The sequence below is a fragment of the Nocardioides sp. Iso805N genome (genome assembly GCF_000364605.1).
In the GTDB taxonomy this organism is placed as follows: Bacteria; Actinomycetota; Actinomycetes; order Propionibacteriales; family Nocardioidaceae; genus Nocardioides.
In genome coordinates, this window is sequence record NZ_KB822575.1 from 278,269 (window position 1) to 298,787 (window position 20,519).

24 protein-coding genes are annotated in these 20,519 nt (G+C 69.9%); 9 read left to right on the forward strand and 15 right to left on the reverse strand.

The annotated features are described in order from the left end of the window. Positions 1-58 precede the first annotated feature (58 nt). The 3 genes from H036_RS0101330 (at position 59) to H036_RS25830 (ending at position 1,834) form a co-directional block, all read left to right on the forward strand. Entirely contained in the window at positions 59-523 is a 465-nt protein-coding gene (locus H036_RS0101330; protein ID WP_017932966.1) for a PPOX class F420-dependent oxidoreductase, read from the forward strand. 64 nt (positions 524-587) lie between these two features. Beyond that, positions 588-1,571 (forward strand): M4 family metallopeptidase, encoded by a 984-nt coding sequence (locus H036_RS0101335; RefSeq protein WP_017932967.1) that lies wholly within the window; start codon positions 588-590, stop codon positions 1,569-1,571. After that, complete coding sequence (locus H036_RS25830) at positions 1,568-1,834, forward strand: protealysin inhibitor emfourin (RefSeq protein ID WP_017932968.1); 267 nt, start codon at positions 1,568-1,570, stop codon at positions 1,832-1,834. The genes H036_RS0101335 and H036_RS25830 overlap by 4 nt, the downstream gene beginning before the upstream one ends. Positions 1,835-1,845: 11 nt before the next feature. On the opposite strand, the gene H036_RS0101345 is transcribed toward H036_RS25830, so the two are convergent. Together H036_RS0101345 and H036_RS0101350 are read right to left on the reverse strand one after the other, a co-directional pair. Further along, positions 1,846-2,535, reverse strand: a complete 690-nt coding sequence (locus H036_RS0101345) for an aspartate/glutamate racemase family protein (RefSeq protein WP_017932969.1) — start codon at positions 2,533-2,535, stop codon at positions 1,846-1,848. A 113-nt stretch (positions 2,536-2,648) separates the two neighbouring features. Further along, complete coding sequence (locus tag H036_RS0101350) at positions 2,649-3,431, reverse strand: SDR family NAD(P)-dependent oxidoreductase (RefSeq protein WP_017932970.1); 783 nt, start codon at positions 3,429-3,431, stop codon at positions 2,649-2,651. Positions 3,432-3,560: 129 nt separating this feature from the next. Here H036_RS0101350 and mshA point away from each other — a divergent pair, with 129 nt between their 5' ends. Beyond that, positions 3,561-4,802: a D-inositol-3-phosphate glycosyltransferase gene (gene mshA, locus H036_RS0101355; protein WP_017932971.1), complete on the forward strand. Its 1,242-nt coding sequence runs from the start codon at positions 3,561-3,563 to the stop codon at positions 4,800-4,802. Further along, positions 4,799-5,278 (forward strand): YbjN domain-containing protein, encoded by a 480-nt coding sequence (locus H036_RS0101360; RefSeq protein ID WP_017932972.1) that lies wholly within the window; start codon positions 4,799-4,801, stop codon positions 5,276-5,278. Before mshA ends, H036_RS0101360 begins: the two co-directional genes overlap by 4 nt. A 71-nt stretch (positions 5,279-5,349) precedes the next feature. On the opposite strand, the gene H036_RS0101365 is transcribed toward H036_RS0101360, so the two are convergent. Further along, on the reverse strand, positions 5,350-6,222 hold the full coding sequence (locus tag H036_RS0101365; RefSeq protein WP_036487115.1) for a DMT family transporter: 873 nt from the start codon (positions 6,220-6,222) through the stop codon (positions 5,350-5,352). A gap of 74 nt (positions 6,223-6,296) precedes the next feature. Here H036_RS0101365 and H036_RS0101370 point away from each other — a divergent pair, with 74 nt between their 5' ends. Next, the gene (locus H036_RS0101370) at positions 6,297-6,788 is read left to right on the forward strand and encodes a MarR family transcriptional regulator (RefSeq protein WP_017932974.1); all 492 of its coding nucleotides are present in this window, start codon (positions 6,297-6,299) and stop codon (positions 6,786-6,788) included. A 46-nt stretch (positions 6,789-6,834) separates the two neighbouring features. Here the strand turns inward: H036_RS0101370 and H036_RS0101375 are convergent, their stop codons facing one another. From H036_RS0101375 to H036_RS0101390, 4 genes are all read right to left on the reverse strand, one after another. Beyond that, positions 6,835-7,563 (reverse strand): GTP pyrophosphokinase, encoded by a 729-nt coding sequence (locus tag H036_RS0101375; protein WP_017932975.1) that lies wholly within the window; start codon positions 7,561-7,563, stop codon positions 6,835-6,837. Positions 7,564-7,852: 289 nt separating this feature from the next. Then, a complete protein-coding gene (locus H036_RS0101380) occupies positions 7,853-8,242 on the reverse strand; it encodes an AsnC family protein (protein ID WP_026145701.1) in 390 nt (129 codons plus the stop codon). A gap of 68 nt (positions 8,243-8,310) precedes the next feature. Further along, positions 8,311-9,498, reverse strand: a complete 1,188-nt coding sequence (locus H036_RS0101385; protein ID WP_017932977.1) for an acyl-CoA dehydrogenase family protein — start codon at positions 9,496-9,498, stop codon at positions 8,311-8,313. 20 nt (positions 9,499-9,518) lie between these two features. Then, on the reverse strand, positions 9,519-10,367 hold the full coding sequence (locus H036_RS0101390) for a 3-hydroxybutyryl-CoA dehydrogenase (protein WP_017932978.1): 849 nt from the start codon (positions 10,365-10,367) through the stop codon (positions 9,519-9,521). Between the two features lie 89 nt (positions 10,368-10,456). On the opposite strand from H036_RS0101390, the gene icmF reads away from it, so the two are divergent. Next, positions 10,457-13,693: a fused isobutyryl-CoA mutase/GTPase IcmF gene (icmF, locus tag H036_RS0101395; protein ID WP_017932979.1), complete on the forward strand. Its 3,237-nt coding sequence runs from the start codon at positions 10,457-10,459 to the stop codon at positions 13,691-13,693. A 39-nt stretch (positions 13,694-13,732) separates the two neighbouring features. Here icmF and H036_RS0101400 read toward each other — a convergent pair whose 3' ends face one another. The 4 genes from H036_RS0101400 to H036_RS0101415 form a co-directional block, all read right to left on the reverse strand. Further along, positions 13,733-14,485: a helical backbone metal receptor gene (locus tag H036_RS0101400; protein ID WP_017932980.1), complete on the reverse strand. Its 753-nt coding sequence runs from the start codon at positions 14,483-14,485 to the stop codon at positions 13,733-13,735. Between the two features lie 132 nt (positions 14,486-14,617). After that, positions 14,618-15,391, reverse strand: a complete 774-nt coding sequence (locus H036_RS0101405) for an enoyl-CoA hydratase-related protein (protein ID WP_017932981.1) — start codon at positions 15,389-15,391, stop codon at positions 14,618-14,620. Continuing rightward, entirely contained in the window at positions 15,388-15,945 is a 558-nt protein-coding gene (locus H036_RS21455) for a dihydrofolate reductase family protein (RefSeq protein ID WP_017932982.1), read from the reverse strand. The genes H036_RS0101405 and H036_RS21455 overlap by 4 nt, the downstream gene beginning before the upstream one ends. 10 nt (positions 15,946-15,955) lie before the next feature. Continuing rightward, positions 15,956-16,765, reverse strand: coding sequence for an N-acetylmuramoyl-L-alanine amidase family protein (locus tag H036_RS0101415; protein ID WP_017932983.1), 810 nt, complete (start codon positions 16,763-16,765; stop codon positions 15,956-15,958). A gap of 93 nt (positions 16,766-16,858) precedes the next feature. On the opposite strand from H036_RS0101415, the gene galE reads away from it, so the two are divergent. Further along, positions 16,859-17,836: a UDP-glucose 4-epimerase GalE gene (galE, locus tag H036_RS0101420; protein WP_017932984.1), complete on the forward strand. Its 978-nt coding sequence runs from the start codon at positions 16,859-16,861 to the stop codon at positions 17,834-17,836. A gap of 41 nt (positions 17,837-17,877) precedes the next feature. Next, complete coding sequence (locus H036_RS0101425; RefSeq protein WP_017932985.1) at positions 17,878-18,228, forward strand: phosphomannose isomerase type II C-terminal cupin domain; 351 nt, start codon at positions 17,878-17,880, stop codon at positions 18,226-18,228. Positions 18,229-18,261: 33 nt separating this feature from the next. Here the strand turns inward: H036_RS0101425 and H036_RS0101430 are convergent, their stop codons facing one another. The 4 genes from H036_RS0101430 to H036_RS0101445 form a co-directional block, all read right to left on the reverse strand. After that, entirely contained in the window at positions 18,262-18,546 is a 285-nt protein-coding gene (locus H036_RS0101430; protein WP_017932986.1) for a DUF2516 family protein, read from the reverse strand. Between the two features lie 75 nt (positions 18,547-18,621). After that, a complete protein-coding gene (locus H036_RS25625; protein WP_017932987.1) occupies positions 18,622-19,056 on the reverse strand; it encodes a hypothetical protein in 435 nt (144 codons plus the stop codon). Then, on the reverse strand, positions 19,056-19,448 hold the full coding sequence (locus H036_RS0101440; RefSeq protein ID WP_017932988.1) for a helix-turn-helix domain-containing protein: 393 nt from the start codon (positions 19,446-19,448) through the stop codon (positions 19,056-19,058). The genes H036_RS25625 and H036_RS0101440 overlap by 1 nt, the downstream gene beginning before the upstream one ends. 84 nt (positions 19,449-19,532) lie before the next feature. Beyond that, positions 19,533-20,492, reverse strand: coding sequence for an asparaginase (locus H036_RS0101445; RefSeq protein ID WP_017932989.1), 960 nt, complete (start codon positions 20,490-20,492; stop codon positions 19,533-19,535). Positions 20,493-20,519: the final 27 nt, after the last annotated feature.

The window sequence follows — 20,519 nt, forward strand, 5'->3', positions numbered from 1 at the left end:
GAACGGCGGTGGGGCCGCCGGCGCCGGCTGCTGCTCACTGGTCCGATCGCATACCGTCATGACCATGCCGAAGATCGCCACCAACACACATGTCTCCCGCAATGAGCTCCTGGACTTCGTCCGTCCCCGCCACCGGATGATCCTGGTGACCACCCGCGCCGATGGCAGCCCCCAGCTCTCCCCCGTCTCAGGCGGGGTGGACGAGGCAGGCCGGATCGTGATCTCGACCTACCCCGAACGGGCGAAGGTCGCCAACCTCCGCCGTACGCCGAAGGCATCGGTGCTGGTGCTCTCCGAGGACTGGAACGACGCGTGGGTGCAGGTGGACGGCGACGCCGAGGTGCTCGACCTTCCCGAGGCCCTGGAGCCGCTGGTCGACTACTTCCGGTCCATCTCCGGCGAGCACCCCGATTGGGACGACTACCGCGCGGCGATGGTGCGCCAGGGCAAGTCGCTGATCCGGGTCACGCCGATCTCGTGGGGCCCGGTGGCCACGGGCGGATTCCCGGCGCGGCTGGGCTGAGCACTGGTCTGAACCAGCTGCGGTTCTTCTGGAAACTGTCGGTGGCGCGGTGTTCAGTGGGCCCATGACATCTCGGGTCCGCTGCCATTTCATCCCGCCCTACCTCATCGAGCGGCTGCAGCCGCACCTGGTCGCCACCGACCAGGCGCTGCGAGCCCGCCGCGAGGCCGGGCCCCATCCCGTGCCGCAGTCGGCCGCCGGCGCACCTGCCTGGTCGGTGCACACCTGCCACAACACCGCCGACCTTCCTGGCGACCTGGTCCGGTCCGCCGGCCAGCCCGCCTCCGGCGACGACGCGGTGGACGAGGCGGCCAGCGGGATCACCGCCACCCTCGACCTCTACCAGGAGGTCTACGACCGGTCCTCGTTCGACGGCAAGGGCGCCCCGGTCTCGCTCTCGGTGCACTACGAGCAGGGTTATGACAACGCCTACTGGGACGGCACCCAGCTGGTCTTCGGCGACGGTGACGGCAAGATCTTCGGCCGGTTCACCAAACCGGTCGACGTCCTCGGGCACGAGCTGACCCACGCAGTCACCGAGCGCACCGCCGCCCTGACCTACTCCGGCCAGTCCGGTGCCCTCAACGAGTCGATCTCGGACGTGTTCGGCTCGTGCGTCAAGCAGCGCCTGCTCGGCCAGAGCGCCGACCAGGCCGATTGGCTGATCGGCGAGGGGCTCTTCCTGCCGGGCGTACAGGGTCGCGCGCTGCGCGACATGGCCCGCCCCGGCACCGCCTACGACGACCCCCAGCTCGGCAAGGATCCGCAGGCCTCCGACATGAGCGGCTACGTGGACACCGACGATGACAACGGCGGCGTGCACACCAACTCCGGCATCCCCAACCGGGCCTTCTACCTCGCGGCGATCGCCGTCGGCGGCAACAGCTGGGAGGGCGCCGGCCGGATCTGGTACGCCGCACTGACCGGCAGCGACGTCGGCCCCGACACCGACTTCGCGGGCTTCGCGGCAGCGACCGTCGCAGCGGCCGGCAACCACGCCGACGGGGTGCGTGCGGCCTGGACCACGGTGGGAGTGACACCGACATGAGCCGGATCGTCGCCGTACGGCGCAGTGGCGGGTTCGCCGGCCTCAACCGCTCCGGTGAGGTCGATCTGGACAGTGACGACGACCGCGTGCCGGAGCTGAGCACGCTGGTGGGGGCGGTCGACCTGGCGGCGATCGCCGAGGCGCGTCCGCGGGCCGACGGCTTCGTCTACCGCTTCGACCTGTGCGGCGACACCGGCTCGGTGCCGGAGCAGGCGCTCACGGCAGATCTGCGCCGGGTGATCGAGCTGGTGCTGGGCCAGTGACGCCGGAGATCTCAGGCGAGAGCGCGCTCGAGCGCTGCCTCGACGTGCACGGTGATGACGTCGAGCACCGGCACCTCGACGTCCTCCGGCCGCACCAGCAGGGACAGCTCGGACGCTCCGAGGATGACGCCCTGGGCGCCGCTGTCCCACAGCTCGTCGACGATGGTCGCGACCCTGCGTCGCGAGCTCGGGTTCACCGTCCGGAAGACGAGCTCGTTGTAGATGATCGAGTCGAGCGTCTCGATGTGCACCGGGTCGGGCAGGTTGACGTCGAGCCCGTGGCTGGCGATCCGCTGGGCGAAGAAGTCGTTCTCCATGGTGTAGGCGGTGCTCAGGAAGCCCACAGTGGAGATGCCGAGCTCCTGGCACTTGGCCGCGAGCACGTCGGCGAGGTGGACCACCGGGACCGACACCGCTGCGGCGATCGCGTCGTAGACCTGGTGGAACGTCGTGGCGCACAGCAGGATGAAGTCGGCGCCCGCCTTCTCAAGGCCCTTCGCAGCATCCGCCAGCAGGACACCGGCCGCGTCCCAGTCCCCCGACTGCTGGTGCGCCGTGACCTCGGCGAAGTCGACCGAGGCGAGCACGACCTTGGCCGAGTGGAGACCGCCAAGCCGCTCCTGCACGCCCTTGTTGAGGCTCTCGTAGTAGGCGGCGCTGCTCTCCCAGCTCATGCCACCGATGAGTCCGATCGTCTGCACATTCGGCAGTCTGGCACCCGCAGGGGACCGGCGAAGAATCCTCGGCGCGACCGTTCAGCGCCGCCCAGAACTGCACAGAAGCGCACAGAACCGCCCGCGGCGTCGTGAGCCGCTCAGGCCCGGCGGTGCACCTTGTGCTGTGCGGCTTGGGCGCGCGGCTTGATCACCAGGGTGTCGATGTTGACGTGAGCAGGCCGCGTCACCATCCACGCGATCGCGTCGGCGACGTCCTCGGCGACCAGCGGCTCGTCCACACCCGCGTAGACCGCGTCGGCCCGTGCCTGGTCGCCATTGAAACGGGTGAGCGCGAACTCGTCGGTGCGCACCATTCCGGGGTCGATCTCCATCACCCGCACCGGCTGGTCGAAGAGCTCGAGTCGCAGCGCCTCGGTCACAGCACGCTCGCCGAACTTGGCCGCGTTGTAGCCGGCGCCGCCCTCGTACGCCGTCCGCGCAGCCGTGGAGCCGAGGTTCACGATGGCACCTGCGCCACTGGCCACCAGCGCCGGCACCAGCGCCTTGATGACGCGGGTCGTGCCCAGCACGTTCACGTCGTACATCCGCTGCCAGGCGTCGAGGTCGGCCGCGGTGACCGGCTCCATCCCGAAGGCACCGCCGGCGTTGTTGACCAGCACGTCGAGCCGGTCGCCCACCACGGCGGCCAGCTGCGCGACCGACTCCGCCGACGTGACGTCGGCGGCGACCGCCGTTCCGCCGATCTCCGCAGCGAGGGCCTCGATCCGATCGCTGCGCCGCGCGGCACAGAACACGTGATACCCGGCGGCGGCGAGCGCCCGCGCGGTGGCGGCTCCGATGCCGCTGGACGCCCCGGTGACGACGGCGGTCTTGGCTGCGCGCGAGGCGGCGGGCGAGGCGGCGGATGAGTCGGCGGTCATGTCCCGATTCTGGCGCACCGACACCGTGCCGCCGACGGCGGCTCGGAGTACGGCGGGAACATGCGGGACACTGGGCAGGTTGTGGCTGCGCAGCCATGCAGAAAAACAAGGCCGTCGAAGGGGTGGGGTATGAAGCGGGTGGCGATGATCAGCCTGCACACCTCTCCGCTCGACCAACCCGGCACCGGCGACGCCGGCGGCATGAACGTCTACGTCCTCGAGCTGGCCCGGCGACTCGGTCAGCAGGGCGTGGCGGTCGACATCTTCACTCGGGCGACCTCCTCCCAGCTCGCGCCGTTGGTTGAGGCCGCGGACGGCGTCGTCGTGCGGCACATCCCGGCCGGCCCGTTCGAGGGCCTGACCAAGGCGGAGCTGCCGGGTCAGCTGTGCGTCTTCGCCCGTGAGGTGCTGCGCGCCGAAGCAGCGCACCCGATCGGCTACTACGACGTCGTGCACTCGCACTACTGGCTCTCCGGTCAGGTCGGGGCTCTGGCCCGGGACCGCTGGGGCGTCCCGCTGGTGCACTCGATGCACACCATGGCCAAGGTCAAGAACGAGGCGCTCGCCGAGGGCGACACCCCGGAGCCGAGCGCCCGGCTGATCGGTGAGGAGCAGGTGGTCGAGGCCGCCGATCTGCTCATCGCCAACACGGACCTCGAGGCCAAGCAACTGATCAACCTCTACGACGCCGACCCCGGCCGGGTCGAAGTCGTGCACCCCGGCGTCGACCTGGACGTCTTCCAGCCGCGGGATCGGGCGGCCGCACGAGCGGCGCTCGGCCTGCCCGCCCACGCCACGGTGCTGCTCTTCGCCGGCCGGATCCAGCCGCTGAAGGCACCCGACGTGCTGCTGCGCGCCGTCGCTGTCCTGCTCGCGCGCGACCCGGCGCTGCGGCAGCGACTGGTCGTTCCCGTGGTCGGCGGCCCCTCGGGCACCGGCCTGGAGCACCCCGAGTCCCTCGCCCAGCTGGCCGACGAGCTGGGGATCAACGACGTGGTGCGATTCGTGCCGCCGGTCTCGCAGGCAGACCTCGCCCGTTGGTACGCCGCCGCATCGCTGGTGGCGGTGCCCTCCTACAACGAGTCGTTCGGCCTGGTGGCTGCCGAGGCCCAGGCGTGCGGCACGCCGGTGGTGGCGGCGGCCGTCGGCGGCCTGACCACGGCTGTCCGCGACGGTCGCAGCGGCCTGCTGGTCGAGGGCCACGGCGCCGCGCAGTGGGCCGATGCGCTCGGCCGGGTGGCGACCGACGACTCGCTGCGGGCCAGACTCGCAGCGGGTGCGCTGGTGCACGCCCAGGACTTCTCCTGGGAGGCCACCGCGCGGCACACCCTCGACGTCTACGAGCGGGCCCGGGAGCTGGTGCGGGTATGACCGGGCCCGGCGAGGTGATCGAGGACTGGCTGCGCGCCAACGAGCTGGAGTGGACCGGTGAGGACGGCACCTACTCCTTCGCACTCCCCGGCGAGAAGAAGCTGCAGACGCCGGTGCGCCTCGACGTGGGCCCGCACGCCCTCGGCGTACACGCGTTCGTGTGCCGACGACCGGACGAGAACTTCGAGGGCGTCTACCGCTGGCTGCTGGAGCGCAACCTGCGGATGTACGCGGTCGCGTTCGGGCTCGACCGCCTCGGCGACATCTACCTCGACGCCCGGCTGCCGCTCTCCACGCTCACGCCCGACGAGCTCGATCGCGTCCTCGGGTCGGTGCTGACCTACGCGGACGAGTCGTTCAACACGATCCTCGAGCTCGGGTTCGCCAGCTCCATCCGCAAGGAGTGGGAGTGGCGCAAGCTCCGGGGTGAGTCGACCGCGAACCTGGAGGCCTTCCGCGGCTGGCTGGAGCGTTGAGAGGTCACCTTTCGCGCGTTGAGAGGGCAGTTCCGGTGGACACTCGACCCGCAGGATGTGACCTCTCGGGATCAGCGTCGGCGCGCGACGGCGACGCCGAGTAGCGCGAGCGCTCCTCCGACGTACGCCATCGCGGGCGGGGTCTCACCCAGCCAGGCCCAGGCCAGCAGCACGGTGATCACCGGGACCAGGTAGGTCGTGATCCCCAGCGAGGACGCGCTCATGTGAGTGAGCGCGAAGCCGTAGGTGGTGAAGGCGATCGCCGTCGGGAAGACGCCGAGGTAGATCACCCACAGCGTCGCGCTGAGCGGCGCGGCGCGTACGTCGGAGACGAGCTGTCCTGCGAAGGGCAGGCACGCGATCGCGCCGATGGTGCAGGCCATCCAGGTCACCTGGATCGAGGCGTAGCGGCCCATCAGCGGCTTCTGCAGGATCAGCGAGACGGCATAGGCGACGGCGGAGACCAGACACAGCAGTACGCCGAGGACATCGTGGCCGCCGCTCCCGCCGGAGCCGAGGCTGATCACGACCACGCCCGCGAAGGCCAGCACCAGGCCGAGCACGATCCAGCGGGTGAACCGCTCGCCGAGGAAGAGCGCCGCGAGCACCGCGATCAGGATCGGCGAGAGCTGGATCAGCATCGCCGAGGTGCCGGCGTCGATCCGGCGCTCACCGGCGTTGAGCGCGACCATGTAGAGGGCGTACCAGAGCAGCCCGATCGTCACGAACCGCCACCAGTCGATCCGCTGCGGTCGCACCAGCTGACGGCGGCGCCGCAGTGCCACGGCACCGAGGCAGAGGGCTCCGGTGCCGAGGCGGCCCAGCGCGAGCGCGCCGGGACGAAAGTCATCGGCGAGATGTCGGATCGCGACGAACGCGGATGCCCAGAGCACCAGGGTCACGACGACGGCGAGCACAGGGAGCCAGGGGCGCGCGGGGGTCACCGGCTGAGATTAAGCGACGCGGGTCTCGACACACGAGCGGGTTCCGGACCTCGCTGCCCTTTACGATCGTCCCCATGTCCGATCCGATCAGCGAGGCGCACCGGCAGTGGGTGGCGCACGGCTGGGCCGAGGCCGCCGACGGGATGGCACTGGTGACGTCGGTCGTCCGGGTGCACCAGCTGCTGATGGAGCGGATCGACGCCGTGCTCCGGCCGCTCGACCTGAGCTTCGCCCGCTACGAGGTGCTGCAGCTGCTCGACTTCACCCGGCACGGACAGCTGCCGATGACCAAGCTCGGCTCGCTGCTGCAGGTCCATCCCACCAGCGTGACGAGCGCGGTGGACCGGCTGGAGAAGCAGGGCTGGGTGGTGCGCTCCCGTGGTGAGCAGGATCGCCGGATCGTGCTGGCGGCGATCACCGACGACGGCCGCGCGATCGTCGCCCGGGCGACCGCCGGGCTGAACGGCGACGTTTTCGCAGATCCCGGGGCGTCCGGCGCCCAGCTGCTCGACCTCACCCGGCAGCTGACCGCACTGCGGGCTGCCGCCGGCGACCCGGTGGCCTAGAGGCGACGGTTCTGACCCCCAGGGTCAGAACCACGAACGCCGACACCTACTCCTCGACCGACGGGTGCGGCACCCCCGCACCCCGCAGCGACTCACGCAGGTCGCTCATCCGCTGGTCGAGCTCGTGCGCCACCGTGGCGGCCTCCGCGAGCTCGTCGCCGAGCTGGAGCGGGATCTCCTGACGGAACTTGTAGTAGATCTTGTGCTCGACGCTGGCCCAGAAGTCCATCGCGACGGTGCGGACCTGGAGCTCGACGCAGACCTCGCGGATGGAGTCGGAGAGGAACACCGGGATCTGGACGATCGCGTGCAGGCTGCGATAGCCGTTCGGCTTCGGGTTGCCGATGTAGTCCTTGATCTCGATGACCTTGACGTCGGGCTGACTGGTCAGCATCGAGAGCACCCAGTAGGCGTCCTCGATGAAGCTGCAGACGATCCGGATGCCGGCGACGTCGAAGATCTGGTGCGCGATGGCCTCGGGGGTGAACTCGCAGCCGAGACGCTCGGCCTTCTGCCGGAGGCTGTCGATCGACTTGAGCCGGGAGCTGACGTGCTCGATCGGGCTGCCGTCGGGCCGGAAGCTGAGCTCCTCGCGGATGATGTTGATCTTGGTCATCATCTCCTCGAGCGCGAACCGGTAGGGCATCAGCAGCTGCCCGAGCTCCTGGGCGGCCTCGGAGAGGGCCGCGCTGTGCGGGTGGAGCTCTGTCGCCGAGACCAGCTGCGCGGCACTCGCCAGCTTCGCCGGCGAGCCGTCGTGCTCCGGGTCGCTCATCGGGTCGTCCTCCTCGACTGGGCTACGGCCCACGATGGCCGACGCTTCTGACCATCCTGCGCGATGCCACCAACCCGGCCGCTTCCGGGCCGCGCAACACCGCCGCACAACGCCGGCGGCTGAGCGGCGACGGCAAGATCCGACTGCCCGAGGGACGCAGCCCCCACGCCACGTCACCTCGGGCAGTCCGATGACGCAGAACGTATCACTTGTCAGGTTGTCCCTGACACGCCTTCATTCCTCGACGTCGTCGTCCGCGCGACGCCGGCACGATCGCGTACGCGGGAGCTCAGGCCGACGAGGCGGATGACGTGACCACGCTCATCCGTGGCGCGAACCGCTCCCAGGCGGCCTGGCGGCTGATGCCGAGCGCCTTCCCGATCTCGGCCCAGGAGATCTTCCGCTCCCGCACCAGCTCGACCCACTCGACCAGGAACTCGGAGACCTGGTCGGCGTTCGCCGAGATCAGCGGGATCTTGCTGAGGAGCTCGGCGTCGGTCATCGCCTCCCACGGCGGTCGCGCGGCCTTGCTGAGCCGCTCGGGCGAGCCGAAGAGCTCGTGGAAGTGCTGGACACACGGCTCGCAGATCATCGCCCCGAGCCCGCCGGCCAACCCCATGCCCTTCTGGCCGCGTACGCCGCAGAACGAGCACGACTTACGCTCAACACTGGTGTCCACGCCTCACCCTTCCACCGCCACGCACCGACCCCGGGCGGCGCGCGACCCGGTCAGGATAGCGGCCGATGTCAGATATTGCTCTGTACGCCGGCGAGCAGCTGCCGTGCCATCACGATCCGCTGGACCTGGTTGGTGCCCTCGTAGATCTGGGTGATCTTGGCGTCGCGCATCATCCGCTCGACGGGGTAGTCGCGGGTGTAGCCATAGCCCCCGAGCAGCTGGACCGCGTTGGTGGTCACCTCCATCGCCACATCCGAGGCGAAGCACTTGGCGGCTGCCCCGAAGAACGTCAGGTCCGCGTCCCCGCGCTCGGAGCGACCCGCGGCGGCATAGGTCATCTGGCGGGCCGCCTCGACCTTCATGCCCATGTCGGCGAGCATGAACTCGATCCCCTGGAAGGACGCGATCGGCTTGCCGAACTGCTGACGTTCCTGGACATAGCCCAGCGCGTAGTCGAGCGCACCCTGCGCGACCCCGACCGCCTGGGCAGCGATCGTGATCCGGGTGTGGTCCAGGGTCTTCATCGCGTACTCGAACCCGCGGCCCTCCTCCCCGATCAGCCGATCAGCCGGGATGTGGACGTTGTCGAAGTAGACCTCACGCGTCGGGGAGCCCTTGATGCCCAGCTTCTTCTCCGGAGCACCGAACGAGACACCCTCATCCGACTTCTCCACCACGAACGCGCTGATCCCCCGCGAGCGCTTCTCCGGGTCGGTCACCGCGAGCACCGTGTAGAACTGGGAGGCTCCGGCGTTGGTGATCCAGCGCTTGGTGCCGTTGAGCACCCACCCAGCGTCCGGTCCCGCACCGTCACGTACGGCGCGGGTCTTCTGCGCGGCCGCGTCCGACCCGGCGTCCGGCTCGGAGAGGCAGTAGGAGAACCCGCCCTCGCCGGCGGCGAGCGCGCCCAGGTACTTCCGCTTCAGCTCCTCCGAGCCCGCGATCTGCACCGGCAGCGAGCCCAGCTTGTTCACCGCCGGGATCAGCGAGGCCGAGACGTCGGCGCGGGCGATCTCCTCGATCACCAGCACGGTGGCCAACGCATCGGCGCCCACCCCGCCGTACGCCTCGGGCACGTGCGGCGCGAAGAAGTCCGAGGCCAGCAACGCGTCGTGCGCCTCCTGCGGGTAGCGCGCCTCCTCATCCACCGCCGCAGCAGCGGGCGCGATCTTGTCATCGCAGATCTCCCGGATCACCCGGCGGATCTCCTGGTGCTCCCGGGAGAGGGCGAACAGGGGGTACTCGTTCACGTTCATCGTTCCTCTTCGGTCAGGGCTCAGTAGGCGTAGAAGCCGTGGCCGCTCTTCTTGCCCATCAGGCCGGCATCGACCATCCGGTCCAGCAGCGGCGGCGGGGAGTAGAGCGGCTCTTTGAACTCCTCATACATCGAGATCCCGATCGCCCGGATGGTGTCCAGTCCGATCAGGTCCGAGAGCGCCAGCGGGCCCATCGGGTGACCACAGCCCAACACCATGCCCTTGTCGATGTCGGCAGCCGAGGCGTAGCCAGCCTCATACATCCGGATCGCGGAGAGCAGGTAGGGCACCAGCAAGCTGTTGACCACGAACCCGGCCCGGTCGGTGGCCTCGATCGGCTGCTTGCCCAGCTTGTCGGTCACGAACGCCTGCATCCGCGCCAGGGTCTCGGGCGAGGTGGTCAGCGAGGGGATCAGCTCGACCAGCTGCATCACGGGTGCGGGGTTGAAGAAGTGCACGCCCATCACCCGGTCGGCGCGCCCGGCGACAGCGCCGAGCTTCACGATCGGGATCGAGGAGGTGTTGGAGGTCAGGATCGCGTCGTCCTTCTCCAGGATCGCGCCAACACGACGGAACAGGTCCAGCTTGACGTCCTCGCGCTCGCTGGCGGCCTCGACCACCAGGTCACGGTCGGCCAGCGCCTCCAGGTCGGTCGCGACAGTGATCCGGCCCAGCACCGCGGCCAGCTCGGCCTCGTCGATCTTGCCCCGCGACAGCGCTCGCTCCAGCGAGGACCGGATCTTGTCCTCGGCGACCTGGGCCGCCTCCTGGCTCACCTCGACCACCACGGTGTCGATGCCCGCCCGGGCCGTCACCTCGGCGATGCCCGATCCCATCAGCCCGCCGCCGATCACGCCGATCCGCTCCATGAGTCCTCTTCCTCGCGTCGACATCGATACTTGGATGTCCTAGTATCGATGGTTACTAGGAGATCCTACTAATGCCTCGGGAGTCCTCCATGGCAGATCTGCACACCCCCGCTCACCATGTGCGCGTTGTCACAGCGAGCGCCCTCTTCGACGGCCACGACGCCGCCATCAACATCATGCGCCGGATCTTCCAGGCGCAGGGCTGCGAGGTCGTGCACCTGGGTCACAACCGCTCCGTCCAGGAGGTCGTCGACGCGGCGATCGAGGAGGACGCGCACGGCATCGCCGTCTCCTCCTACCAGGGCGGTCACGTGGAGTACTTCGAGTACCTCGTCGCCATGCTGCGCGAGCGCGGCGCCTCCCACATCAAGGTGTACGGCGGGGGCGGCGGCGTGATCATCCCCGCCGAGATCGCCCGGCTCCAGGAGTCTGGGGTCACCATCTTCTCCCCCGAGGACGGCCAGCGACTGGGGCTGGCCGGCATGATCAACACCGTTGTCGCTGATCTCGACGTCGACCTGTGGGGCGAGCACCCCGCCGAGGTCGCCGACGTACTGGCCGGTGACCGGCTGGCGCTGGCTCGGGCGATCACCGGCGCCGAGCAGGGCCGGCTGCCTGCCTCGTTCGCCGAGCTCGTCGGGGAGCGCGCCTCGACAGGCTCGGCGTCCGGCCACCCCGTGGTGCTCGGCATCACGGGCACCGGCGGGTCCGGCAAGTCGTCGCTCACCGACGAGCTGCTCCGCCGGCTGCGCACCGACCAGCAGAACCGCCTGCGGGTGGCCGTCATCGCGATCGACCCGACCCGTCGCCGCGGCGGCGGTGCCTTGTTGGGCGACCGGATCCGGATGACGGTGCTCGACCCGACAGGGGTCGAGGGCCATCAGGTCTTCTACCGCTCGATCGCCACCCGGGGCGCCCATGAGGTGCCCGAGCACCTGAGCGACGTGATCGACGTCGTCAAGGCCGCCGGATTCGACCTGGTCATCGTGGAGACGCCCGGCATCGGCCAGGGCGACGCCGCGATCGTGCCCTTCGTGGACACCTCGCTGTATGTGATGACGCCGGAGTTCGGGGCAGCCAGCCAGCTGGAGAAGATCGACATGCTCGACTTCGCCGACGCGGTCGCGATCAACAAGTTCGAGCGTCGCGGGGCCCTCGACGCGCTGCGCGACGTCTCCCGCCAGCTGGTGCGCAATCGCGAGGCGTTCAATTCTTTGCCCGAGGAAATGCCGGTCTTCGGGACATCCGCCGCCACGTTCGGTGACGATGGAGTGACAGCGCTCTACCAGCACCTGAGGGGGGTGCTGGAGGGCCAGGGGCTCCGAGTCGAGGAGCCGGTCCTGGCACCCGTGACGGTGCGTCACTCCAGCGGCATCAGGCCGGTGCTGCCGGGCGACCGCGCGCGCTACCTTGCCGAGATCAGCGCGACCGTGCACGCCTACCACGACGAGACCGAGCGGCTGGTCGAGCTCGCCCGACGGGCGCAGGCCTACCAGCGGGTCGCGGGCGAGCTGCACCGGCACGCCGAGCCTCACCCGCACGCCGAGCTTGTCGAGGCGGATGACCAGCGCGCGTCGACGAGTTCGGCGTACGTGGGAGAGCTGGCGGCGAAGGCGCAGCGCGACGTACCGGCCGAGCTGCAGGAGCGTCTGGACTCCTGGCCCAAGACCGTCGCCGAGTACGACGCCGACGAGGGCCGCATCTCGCTGAGCGGCACCCGGGTGCCGCGCGTCGCCGTACCCCGGTTCGAGGACCACGGCGACCTCGTCCGGTTCTGGCGGCGCGAGAACCTGCCCGGCCACTTCCCCTTCACCGCCGGGGTGTTCCCCCACCGGCGGATCGGCGAGGACCCGGCCCGGATGTTCGCCGGCGAGGGCGACCCGTTCCGGACCAACCGGCGCTTCAAGCTGCTCTCCGAGGGTCAGCCCGCGACCCGCTTGTCCACGGCGTTCGACTCGGTCACCCTCTACGGTCGCGACCCCGACGAGCGGCCGGACATCTACGGCAAGGTCGGCACGTCCGGCGTCAGCGTGGCGACCCTGGACGACATGCGGGCGCTCTACGACGGCTTCGACCTGCTCTCGCCCTCCACGAGCGTGAGCATGACGATCAACGGACCGGCGCCGACGATCCTCGCCTTCTTCCTCAACACCGTGCTGGATCAGGCGGCCGAGCGCGGCATCTCGCCGGCTGAGGCGCTGCGGACGGTCCGCGGCACCGTGCAGGCCGACATCCTCAAGGAGGACCAGGGCCAGAACACCTGCCTGTTCTCGACCGAGTTCAGCCTGCGCTGCATGGCCGACGTGCAGGAGTGGTTCATCGCGAACCAGGTCCGCAACTTCTACTCGGTCTCCATCTCGGGCTATCACATCGCCGAGGCCGGCGCGAACCCCATCAGCCAGCTCGCCTTCACCCTCGCCAACGGCTTCACCTACGTCGAGTCCTACCTGGCCCGCGGCATGGACATCGACGACTTCGCGCCCAACCTCTCGTTCTTCTTCTCCAACGGGATGGACCCGGAGTACACCGTGATCGGCCGGGTCGCGCGCCGGATCTGGGCGGTGGCGATGAAGGAGAAGTACGGCGCGAACGAGCGCTCGCAGAAGCTGAAGTACCACGTCCAGACCTCAGGACGCTCGCTGCACGCCCAGGAGATGGCGTTCAACGACATCCGTACCACGCTCCAGGCGCTGTGCGCGATCTACGACAACGCCAACTCGCTGCACACCAACGCCTACGACGAGGCCGTCACCACCCCGTCGGCCGAATCCGTACGCCGCGCCCTCGCGATCCAGCTGGTCATCAACCGCGAGTGGGGGCTGGCCGCCAACGAGAACCCGCTGCAGGGCTCCTTCGTGGTCGACGAGCTGACGGAACTCGTCGAGGAGGCGGTGCTGGCGGAGTTCGAGCGGCTCTCCGAGCGCGGCGGCGTCCTAGGCGCGATGGAGACCGGCTACCAGCGCGGCAGGATCCAGGACGAGTCGATGCTCTACGAGCACCGCAAGCACGACGGCTCGCTGCCGATCATCGGCGTCAACACCTTCCGCCCCTCGACAGGCTCGGGGTCCGATGCGCCGATCGAGCCTGTCGAGATCACGCTCGCCCGTGGCACCTCGGAGGAGAAGGAGTCCCAGCTGGGCCGGGTGCGCGCGTTCCAGGCCGAGCACGCGGAGGAGGCCGGGCTAGCACTCGCTCGGCTCAAGGACGCGGCCGCGAGCGGGGAGAACGTGTTCGCGGCGCTGATGGATGCCGCGCGGGTGTGCACCCTGGGCCAGGTCACGGAGGCGTTCTTCGAGGTCGGCGGGGCCTACCGGCGCAACGTCTAGCTCGAGTGATGGGTCCGTCCCGGTCGAGTGATGGCTCCGTCACCGTTGAGTGATGGACGCGGCCTCGACCAGGCTGGGCCCGTACCACGTGATCAGCCGCCCGCTGACCAGCTCGGTCGGCGTACGCACGAACGCTTCGGGCCCGTCATCCGCGGTGAAGATGTAGGGCTCGTCGGGCAGCAGGATCGCGTCGGCCCCGGCCGCGTCGATAGCTGCGACCTCGACGTGCGGGTAGCGCTCGCTGCCGGGGTTGAGGGCGGGGTCGGCGTAGGCGTTGAGCCAGCCCAGCCGGCGCAACAGGTCGCCGGTGAACGTGTCGGCGCCGACCACCATCCACGGATCGCGCCAGATCGGCACCACCACCCGGCGGGAGACGGGTGGCAGCGGTCCGCACCACAGGTCACGCGCTCTCGCCAGCCAGGCAGGACGCCCCCAGCCCAGCGCGTCGAAGAGCCGCTCCATCGAGGCCACCGCATCGGGCACCGTCCGGATATCCGTCACCCAGACTGCGATCCCGGCGGTGCGCAGGCGGCGTACGTCGAGCTCGCGGTTCTCCTCCTTGTTGGCCACGACGACATCGGGCCGTAGCTCGGCGATCGCGGCCAGGTCGGCGTTCTTGGTGCCGCGCACGCGTACGACGTCGAGGTCCCCGGGGTGCGTGCACCACTGCGTGGCGCCGACGAGTCGACCCTCCGCGACGCTCGCCAACGCCTCGGTCAGCGACGGCACCAGCGAGACCACGCGCGAGGCCGGACCCTCGCCGGCGTACGGCGTGCCCAGGTCGTCTCGCATTTCATGCACGCTATCCGACCCGGGTGGCGGGACGGTGGCCCGACTCAACCCGGACGCAGGCCCGACTCAACCCGGACGCAGGCCCGACTCAACCCGGACGCAGGCCCGACTCAACCCGGACGCAGGCCCGACTCAACCGAAATGGGGTCGGGACTTCGCCAGGAACGCACGCACGCCCTCGGCGAAGTCCGGGCCGGCGTAGACCGCACCCAGCAGCTCCTCCTCGCCGTCCGGCACGGGCTCGAGCGCGGCGGCCCGGAATCCGAGCTGCGACTTGGTCGTCCGCAGCGTCACCGAGGAGAGCCCGAGGATCGAGGAGACCAGCTCGGCCACGTCCTCCTCCAGCGTCGAGGTCACCGCGAGCAGCGCGCCCACGCCGTAGGCACGCTCCGCCGACTGCAGCCGGGCGGTCAGCAGCATCTCCCGGGTCAACGACTCCCCGAAGATCGCGGCGCAGCGGAACAGCACCGGAGAGGAGAGCGCATTGCCGAGGGTGCGAGCGATGGGATAGCCGAACCGCGAGGTCGGGGTCGCGATGCGTAGGTCGCAGTGCGTGGCGATGGCCAGACCACCGCCGACGCAGGCCCCGTCGATCGCCGCAATGGTCACCTGCGGCAGCTCGAAGAGCGCCGTGAACATCGCCCGGATCTCCTCCTCGTAGGGCACCTGGTCCTGGCCGAGGAAGTCCTCGATGTCGTTGCCGGCCGCGAACGCCTTGCCGCCTGCGCCGCGAAGCACCAGCGCCTTGACGGTCGGGTCCTCGGCCAGCGAGCGGCACAGCTCGTGCAGCCCCTGGTACATCCCACGGGTGAACGCGTTGAGCTTCTCCGGCCGGTTGAAGGTCACCTCGACCCAGTGCTGTCCGGTCTCGGCCGTCCGTCGCTCGATCAGCAGCTCGTCAGTCACGACCTGGACACTAGCCAGCGAGCGAGCAGGGTGCCGTCCTGCTCCACCAGGGAAGACAGCGTGAGCGGTACGTCGAGGCTCGGGCCGTCGACGATCCGCTTGCCCGGACCGCCGACCAGGTGCGGCGCGGTGGTCAGGCAGAGCTCGTCGACCAGCCCGGCGGCGAGCAGACCCCCCAGCAGGGTGGGACCGCCCTCGCACAGGATCCGGTGGTGCCCCTCGGCGTGGATGCCGGCGATCAGCTCGGGCAGCGGACCCGCGGCGAGTCGGACGTTGGCCGCATCGGCGAGCAGCGCCGGCAGCTCGTGCCCGATCACCACCATCGGCGTCGCCGAAGGGCGATACTCCTCGGCCCGCGCCGTACCCGCCCCGACCAGGATCACGTCGGCCGTGCGGCGTAGCTCGTGAAAGACCTGGACGTCGACGTCGTTGTTGATCGACCCGCTGCGGCCGTCCCGACCCTGCGCCGAGCCGTCCACGCTGGTGACGAAGTTGACCCGCAGCCAGTGGCCCTGCGGCCAGTCCCAGGTGCCGTCCCCGACCAGCGTCCTCATGGCCCCGACCCTAGCGGGCAGCCAGGAAGCCGCGGATCCCCTGCACCAGGGCATGCGCATAGGCGGCCTGTCCCCGCGCCGAGGTCATCCGGGCGGCGTCGCCGGCGTCGCGCATGTTGCCGCACTCGACCATCACCGTCGCCATGTCCGACAGGTTGAGGGTGCCGAGGTCGGAGCGGACGTCGAGGCCGTCGCCGCCGGCGATGTAGTTCGCCCGAGCGAAGCCGGCGCGACCCATCGCCGCCCTGGTGCCGAGCGCGAGCCTCTTCGATGCCCGGTAGGTGTCGGCGGTGAGGCCGCTGTCGGGCGCATAGATGACGTGGAAGCCGTGCGCTCCCGGGGCGTAGCTGCCGTCGCCGTGGATGCTGATCTTGACGTCGGCGTGCACCACGTCGCCGCGCCGGCCGCGTGCATCGACGCACGGGCCCCACAGCGCCGTGCTGTTGGTCGGTCGGGTGAGGATCACCCGCGCACCCAGCCGCTCGAGCCTGCCCTTCATCCGGTGCGCGACGCGCCAGGCGAACGTGGCCTCAGGATAGCCCGCGGCCGTCGCCGTACCGGTGGTGTTGCAGGGCTTGCGACCGTTGCCGATCCAGACCAGCCGATCGATCCGGGCGAGGTGGCGGCTGTTGCCGAGCTGGTGTCCCGGATCGATCACCACGATCCGGCCGGCGAGCGGAGCGGCCGCCCGTCCCCCGTCCCCAGCGCTCACCACGCCGCTCGCGAGGCCACTCGCGAGGCCGCCGACGACGCTGCCCGTGGCGCCGCCGGAGAGGACACTCGCCACGGCGAGCACCAGGGCGAGCAGGAGCGACGGCATGGCCACAACCCTGCCACGCTCCACATTCCGGCCGCCCCGCTCGGCCCTCACCGGGAGGCTCGTCGGATTCGACTGCTCCCCTAGGATGACCCCATGACGTGGCTGGTCACCGGAGGCGCTGGATACATCGGTTCGCATGTGGTAGCGGCCCTGAAAGAGGCAGGGATGGCGCCGGTCGTCATCGACGACCTCTCCTCGGGCTTCCGCCGGTTCGTGCCCGACGACGTCCCTCTCATCGAGGCGACCCTGCTCGACCGCGACGCCGTCGAGCGCACCCTGCGCGAGCACAAGGTAGAGGGCGTCATCCACCTGGCCGGATTCAAGTACGCCGGGGTCTCGGTGCAGCGCCCGCTGCACACCTACGCCCAGAACGTCCAGGGCACGGCCACCCTGCTCGAGGCGATGCAGGCCACCGAGGTCGACAACCTGGTCTTCTCCAGCAGCGCCGCCACCTTCGGCACACCCGACGTCGACCTGGTCACCGAGCAGACCCCGACCAACCCCGAGAGCCCCTACGGCGAGAGCAAGTTGATCGGCGAGTGGCTGATCGCCGACGTCGCCCGCGCCCACGGCCTCAAGCACACCAGCCTGCGCTACTTCAACGTGGTCGGCTCCGGCTCGCCGGAGCTCTACGACACCAGCCCGCACAACCTCTTCCCGCTCGTCTTCGACGCTCTCGCCAAGGGCGAGACGCCGCGGATCAACGGCGACGACTACCCCACCCCGGACGGCACCTGCGTGCGCGACTACGTGCACGTGGCCGACCTGGCCCACTCCCACGTCGTCGCCGCCCGCCGGCTCCTGGCCGGAGAGACCCTGGAGCCGGTCTACAACCTGGGCTCGGGCGAGGGGGTCAGCGTGCGTCAGATCATGGACACGATCCGCGAGGTGACAGGCATCGACTTCACGCCCACGATCAGCCCGCGGCGCCCCGGCGACCCGGCCCGGATCGTGGCGACCGGCGAGCTGGCGACCCGCGACCTGGACTGGCGGATGCGGCACGACCTGCGCTCGATGGTCGCCACCGCCTGGGAGGCACGGCAGCACGCGGGCGCCGACTTCCCGGCCTGAGACCATGACCCCCGACAACCACCGCACAGGGAGCGAGCACGATGATCGGTGAGTCTGACACCCGCCCCTGGGGCAGCTGGCACATCCTCGACGAGGGTGACGGCTTCAAGGTGAAGCGCCTGGAGGTGCTGCCGCACTCGCGGCTGTCCTACCAGACCCACGCGCACCGCTCCGAGCACTGGGTCGTCGTCACCGGCAGGGCGTCCTCGATCATCGAGGGTCAGACGGTCGTCAGCGGTCCGGGCGAGTGCGTCGACATCCCGATCGGCATGCCGCACCGGATCGTCAACGCGGAGGACGAGCTGCTGGTGATCATCGAGGTCCAGCGCGGCGACTACTGCGGCGAGGACGACATCGTCCGGCTCGAGGACGACTACGGCCGGCAGGCCTGAGCGACGCGCTGCTTACGTCGAGCGCCGTCGCCCTCAGCGGCGACGCAACGAGCTGAGCGCCGGGCGCACGTCGGCCAAGAACACCAGTGCCGCGATCAACATCGCCAGCGAGATCAGCATCCCGCCCACCGGCACGAACTGCAGCAGCAGCGCGATGCCGAGCACGATGCCCCACCCCTGCTTGGACCACTTGCCCGCTGCGCGGTAGGCCTCGGCCGGGTAGGTCAAGCAGCTGACGAAGGCGAAGATGACGACGGCCAGCATGGCCAGATCGACCAGCAACATGATCGTGTTCTGGACCGCGAAGATGCCTCCCATGCCGCCATCGTAGTCGGGAACGCAGCGAGGCCCCGCAAGCATCCGCTTGCGGGGCCTCGCCGTACGAGAGCCGGGTCAGGCCTTCTTGGCGGCCGGAGCCTTCTTCGCCGGGGCCTTCTTCGCGGGGGCCTTCTTCGCCGGCGCCTTCTTGGCCGCCGTGGCGGCGGTCGAGGTGCTGGGCTTGCCGGCCGGGGCCTTCTTGGCCACCGACTTGGTCGCCGGAGCCTTCTTCGCGGCCGGCTTGGCCTCGACCTTCCGGCCGCGCAGCCTGGCCACGATCGCCTTGGCATCCAGCGAGGTGACCACGTGGGTGGCGTTGACCACCTGGGTCTTGACGCCACCGACGGTCGGCAGCTCCAGCTTCTTGAGGTCAGCCAGCGTGGGCAGCTCGACCTTGGGCAGGTCCAGCTTCGGCAGCTCCACCTTGCGGAGCTTGGACAGATCCACCTTGGGCAGCTTGGGCAGCTCCACCTTGGGGATATCGATCTTGGGCAGCTCGAGCTTCGGCATCAGGAATCTCCTTGAGTCGTCTCCGCGTCATCGACACGGCTGTTGAGGGCGAGGAACGACGCATAGACATCGAGCAGGGAGCGCTTCTGTCGTTCCGTCAATCGGCTGTCCGCCAGCACGGCCAGCTCCACCGAGCTGCCGCGGTCCTCGTCGGGATCGAGGATCCCGGCCCGGACGTAGACCTGCTCGGCAGAGATCCGAAGAGCCTTGGCGATCTGCTGCAGGACCTCGGCCGAGGGTTTGCGCAGGCCGCGCTCGATCTGGCTCAGGTACGGATTGGACACGCCGGCCTGGTCGGCGAGCTGGCGCAGCGACAGCTGCGCTGCGACCCGCTGCTCCCGGAGGTACTCCCCCAGGGATTCGACGGTCTTGCCGACCCTGCTCTTGACCATGCCTTCCATAGTGCTAACTCTTGCTAGCAAATAGCAAGCAGAGTTAGCACGATCTTCGTCACACCATGTCGGTCGAGCTCGCGGTCAGCTCGCCACATCCGCCTCGACATGGTGCAGCAGAGGGCGCAGCTCGCCGACGACCACGCCGCCGCCGTACAGGAGGTGGCGGCCAGTCGCCGCGATCTCCTCGCCCTCGATGCCGAGGCGGGCGAGGGCCGCCGCCATCACCACGGGGCGGGCTCGGTCGCCACCGTCGTCGATCTTGAGCGCCACCGTGCGGCCGTCGGGCAGGGCGACCACGTAGACCGCCTCGGCGCCGAACTTGCCGATGGCTCCCGGAATCGCGCACAGCAGCCGGTACTCGTCGCGCGTGGTCCCCGAGACCAGCTCGGGGTGACGACGGATCGCTTCGGCGACCCGCCAGGCGTCGCCGTCGGTGGCGGTCGCCAGCAGCTGGTAGGCACGGGCCAGGCCAACGAGCGACGTGGAGAGCAGCGGCGCGCCGCACCCGTCGACCGTGACCTGAGCCGGCTCGCCGGTGACCGCCTCGAAGCGGTGCTTGATGCCGAGCTGGAGCGGGTGGTCGTGCTCGAAGTAGCCCGAGAGCGGCCAGTCACGGGCAGCGCAGGTGGCGAGCATGGCGGCGTGCTTGCCCGAACAGTTCTGAGCGAGCTTCGTGGGCTCGCCGCCGGCCCGGATCCAGGCCTCCTTCACGTCCGGCGCGAGCGGATAGTCCGCGATGTTGCCCAGCGCCAGCTCGGCCAGCCCGGCGCTCGCGAGCAGGCGCCGTACGCCGTCGAGGTGGATCTGCTCGCCACTGTGCGAGGAGCACGCCAGCGCCAGCAGGTCCGGTGGCAGGTCGAGCCCGAGGCCGAGCATGCCGAGCGCCTGCAGCGGCTTGTTGGCCGAGCGCGGCAGGATCTGGTTGCCGGCGTCCCCGAGGGACCAGGCCACCGACCCGTCGGCTGCAAGAGCGACGACGGAGCCGTGGTGACGGCCCTCGACGAATCCGGAACGGACGATCTCCACAAGCGGTACGGACATGCCCGAAGCCTACGAGTGCTCGCGTGG